Annotated in this window: 3 protein-coding genes; all 3 read right to left on the bottom strand. The window is 71.3% G+C overall.

Annotated features, from left to right (window positions below; translation table 11 throughout):
- On the bottom strand, window positions 1–1,473 hold a 1,473-nt coding region (locus BI06_RS09940), incomplete at its 3' end, for a phosphate ABC transporter substrate-binding protein PstS (protein ID WP_051740607.1).
- A 38-nt stretch (window positions 1,474–1,511) separates the two neighbouring features.
- Complete coding sequence (gene pstA, locus BI06_RS09935; RefSeq protein ID WP_063794947.1) at window positions 1,512–2,822, bottom strand: phosphate ABC transporter permease PstA; 1,311 nt, start codon at window positions 2,820–2,822, stop codon at window positions 1,512–1,514.
- A gap of 83 nt (window positions 2,823–2,905) precedes the next feature.
- On the bottom strand, window positions 2,906–3,997 hold a 1,092-nt coding region (gene pstC, locus BI06_RS09930; protein WP_369826077.1), incomplete at its 5' end, for a phosphate ABC transporter permease subunit PstC.

Below are 3,997 nucleotides of genomic sequence, written 5' to 3'. Positions count from 1 at the left end.
GCCGCCGGAACCGCCGGTCGCCGCGCCGCCCGAGGCCGCGCCGCCGGTGCCGCCGGAACCGCCGGTGGCCGCGCCGCCGGAGGTGGAGCCGCCGGTGCTGCCGGAGCCGCTGGTCGGCTTGCCGTTGACGATCTTGCAGTCCAGCGCGGTGCCCTTGGCGTCGCACTCACTGGGCAGCGGGGCGCTGTCCAGGATGGTGAGCTGGCCCGCCGCGTTGAGGGTCGGGTTGGCGCAGCCGGCCAGAGTGTCCGGGTTGACGGTGCTGGCGTTGCCGGGGATGTGCTGGGTCTGCAGCAGACCGCCGCGGACCAGACCGCGCGGGATGGGCGAGTAGCCGAGGTCGTCCGCCTCGCCCTGGCCCTGGCAGAGCACGTAGGACAGGAAGCGGCTGAGCGCCGAGCCCTTGTCGTTGCTGAACTTCGGCAGTGCCTGGAGCGAGTTGCTGCGCGGCACGATCAGGTAGCTGTAGCTGGACAGCGGGTACGAGCGCTTGTCGGTGTTGGTGTAGACGCCGTCGAGGTTCTGCTGGAGGTAGTTCGGGTCGTCCGGAGAGGTGCTGTCGTCGACGCCGCGGATCTTGGCCGCGGTCAGCGCGACGGCGACGTTGGAGGCGGTCGGCAGGGTGTAGTAGCCGGCCGGGTTGAGGACCTTCACCACCGGCCAGTCGCTGCGCTTCGCGAAGGCGTACTCGTCGTAGCCGATGGTGCCCTCGCCGGAGCTGGCCTTGATGTAGCCGGCGACGACGTCGGAGCCGCTCTGGGCGGTCATCCCGGGGGAGGCCGGGAAGAACTCGGTGTACTCGCCGCAGGTGACGCCGTTGACGGACTTGCAGTACTCGTCCCACTGGGCGGGGAAGGAGTGGCTCATCCACCGGGTGAACTGGGCGGTGGCGCCGGAGCCGTCGGAGCGGACCACCGGGGTGATCTTGAGGTTCGGCAGTGCCTTGCCGTAGTCCGCGGTGATCTTCGGGTCGTTCCAGTTGGTGACCTTGCCGGTGAAGATGTCCATCAGGGTCTGCGGGGAGAGCCGCAGGTCGCGGACCAGCTTCCCGCCGACCGTCAGGTGGTACATCATCGCGGTGCCGCCGGCCGTGATCGGCACGTAGGAGTAGCCGTAGACGACCCTCTCCACGCCTGCCTGGCCGGACCCCTGGGTCGCCTGGTTGGCACCGGTGTCGATCCGGGTGCGGAACGGCACGTCGGAGGCGCTGAAGTCGTTGCGCCCGGTGTTCCAGTCCTGGCGGCCGACGGCCGAGCCGACGGCGTTGAAGTCGATCTGGATGCCCTGGGGGCCGACGTCCTGGCGCCACTGGTCGATCGCCGGGAAGGCCCAGCTGGAGCCGCTCGCGGTGAGCGCGACGGCCGCGTGCGCCGGGGTGGCCTGGCCCAGGAGCATCGAGCCGGCCGCGAGCAGGGTGGACAGCAACACGCCGAACAGGCGCGTCAGGGGGCGGCGTGCGGCCTCCCGCGACATGGGAACTCCTCTGGTGCGGAGGGTGGTTGTTCGGAACATCAGTGCTCCCCGGTGGCGACGGCCGACCGGAACGGCGCGGCGGCGGACGGCCGGACGGCCGGATCGGCGGGTGCGGCCACGGACGCGGCGACGGGGGCCGCCCCGAAGGACGACGCGGCGGGCCTCCGGACGGCGGCCTGTCGCTCGGCCCGGGCCAGCCGACGCTTCTGCCGGCGGCTCATCTCTCCGGCGGCCCGGCCGCCGAGGATGCGGGCGGTGACGAACAGGATCAGCACCACCGCCATCAGGGTGAGTGCGGCGGCGAAGGCCCGCGCGACCATCTGGTCGACCGGCAGCTTGACGTAGCTCCAGATGTAGAGCGGCAGCGAGATCTGGTGGCCCTCGAAGGGGTTGGCGTTCATCCGGGAGGTGAAGCCCGCGGTCAGCAGGACGGGCGAGGTCTCGCCGACCGCTCGCGCCATGCCCAGCACCACGGCCGTCACCAGGCCGCGCTTGGCGGTCGGCAGGACGACGTTCCACACCGTCCGCCACTGGCTGCCGCCGAGCGCGTAGGACGCCTCCCGCAGGGTGCCGGGGACGAGCCGGATGACCACCTCGGCCGCCCGGGTGACGATGGGCATCATCATCACCGTCAGCGCCAGCGAGGCGGCGAACCCGCTCTTGTCGAAACCGAAGGTGAGGATGACGATGCCGAGGATGAAGAGGCCGGCGACGATCGAGGGCAGCGCGGTCATCGCCTCGACCAGGGTCCGCACCGGGCGGGCCATCCGGCCGCCCACCTCGGACATGAAGACCGCCGCGGCGATGCCCAGCGGAACGGCGAACAGCGTGGCCAGGCCGAGCTGTTCGAGCGAGCCGACCACCGCGTGGACCGCGCCGCCGGAGGTGATCGGCGACAGCGAGGCGGTCCGCTCCATCGTCTCGGTGAAGAAGTTCCCGTGCTGGGCGGCCTCGTAGCCGCGCGAGGCGACGTAGCCGATCTGGTCGGCGATCAGGCCGAGCACCAGCGCACCCGAGCTCCAGGCCACCACGGAGACCAGGCGCTCCCGCACCATCAGCCCGCCCCACTGGAGGCGCCCCAGGCCGTAGTAGCCGACCAGGAAGAGCAGGTACCAGCAGAGCAGGAAGCCGAGCGCGCCGCTGAACGGCAGGACCCGCTCGTACAGCACCCAGTCGAGCCCGAGGGATCCGACGAGCGCGCCGAGGACGGTGAACACGTCCTCGCGGGTGACTCCACCCAGTTTGAGCTTCCGTTCCGGGGCCGTGGCCACCGGTTCGGGGGCGGAGCCCGGCAACGGCGCGGCGGTCGGCGCGGACGCCTCGGCGGGCGCCTTGTCCAGGGTGGTCATCGGTGCGTCCCTTCACGGCGGCGGAGCGGTGGCAGCGGCCGGGGCCGGGGGTCCCGGCCGCGGGTTCTCGTAGCGGCCATGGATCAGTCCGCCGTCGCCGCGCCGGAGCGGGAGCGGTTGATCACGAAGCCCGCGCCCACGTTGACCAGCAGGGTGAGCGCGAACAGCACCAGACCGGCCGCCATCAGCGCGGACAGCGACAGCGAGTCGGACTCGCCGAACCGCAGCGCGATCAGGGCGGAGATCGAGTTCCCGCCGTTCTCCAGGATGTGTGTCATCGGCCTGAAGCTCGGCGAGATGATCAGCGCGACGGCGATGGTCTCGCCCATCGCGCGACCGAAGCCGAGCATCACCGCGCCGATCACACCGCCGCGCCCGAACGGCAGCACCACGGTGCGGACCATGCCCCAGCGGGTGGAGCCCAGCGCGAACGCGCCCTCCCGCTCGCCCTGCGGCGCCTGCGAGAACACCTCGCGGCTCAGTGAGGTGATGATCGGGATGATCATCAGGGAGACCACCACGCCCGCGATGAAGGTCGAGGAGGTGTACGAGGTGCCGATGTCGCCGGTGCGCACCTTGAGGAAGGGGATCGCGTCACCGACGTGGTTGCTCAGCCAGCGGGAGAGGCCGATGATCCGCGGCTGGAGGAAGAACAGGCCCCAGAGGCCGTAGACGATGCTGGGGATGGCCGCCATCAGGTCGACCAGCGAGATCAGCGCGGCCCGCAGCCGGACCGGCGCGTACTCGGAGATGAAGATCGCCGCCGCGAGCGCCACCGGAACGGCGATGACCAGGGCGATCAGCGCGATCAGAATGCCGTTCGGCAGCACTGCGGCGATACCGAAGTTGTGGGCCTGGGTCTGCCACTTCTGCTCGGTGAAGAAGTCGAGGCCCACCGCCTTCAGCGCCTCGGCGCCGCGCAGGATCAGGAAGAAGGCGATCAACCCCATGATCGCGAAGACCGAGAGGCCTGCCGTCCGCAGCAGGCCGCGGAACACCCGGTCGCCGTTGGTGGCGGGGGCGGTGATGGTGCGGGGTACATCGGGATCGGGCTGGCGTGGAGCCTCGGCGTAGGGTGCCGCGGGCTCGGCGGCGGCTGTCATGGTCTGCTCTCCGGCGCGCTCGGTGGAAAGTGCTCGGTCCAGGGATCGGTGGACGGGGGCCGCCGCCCCGGC

Source organism: Kitasatospora sp. MBT66 (genome assembly GCF_000710405.2).
Taxonomy (GTDB): Bacteria; Actinomycetota; Actinomycetes; order Streptomycetales; family Streptomycetaceae; genus Kitasatospora; species Kitasatospora purpeofusca.
This window is presented reverse-complemented; position numbering and strand designations above follow the sequence as displayed.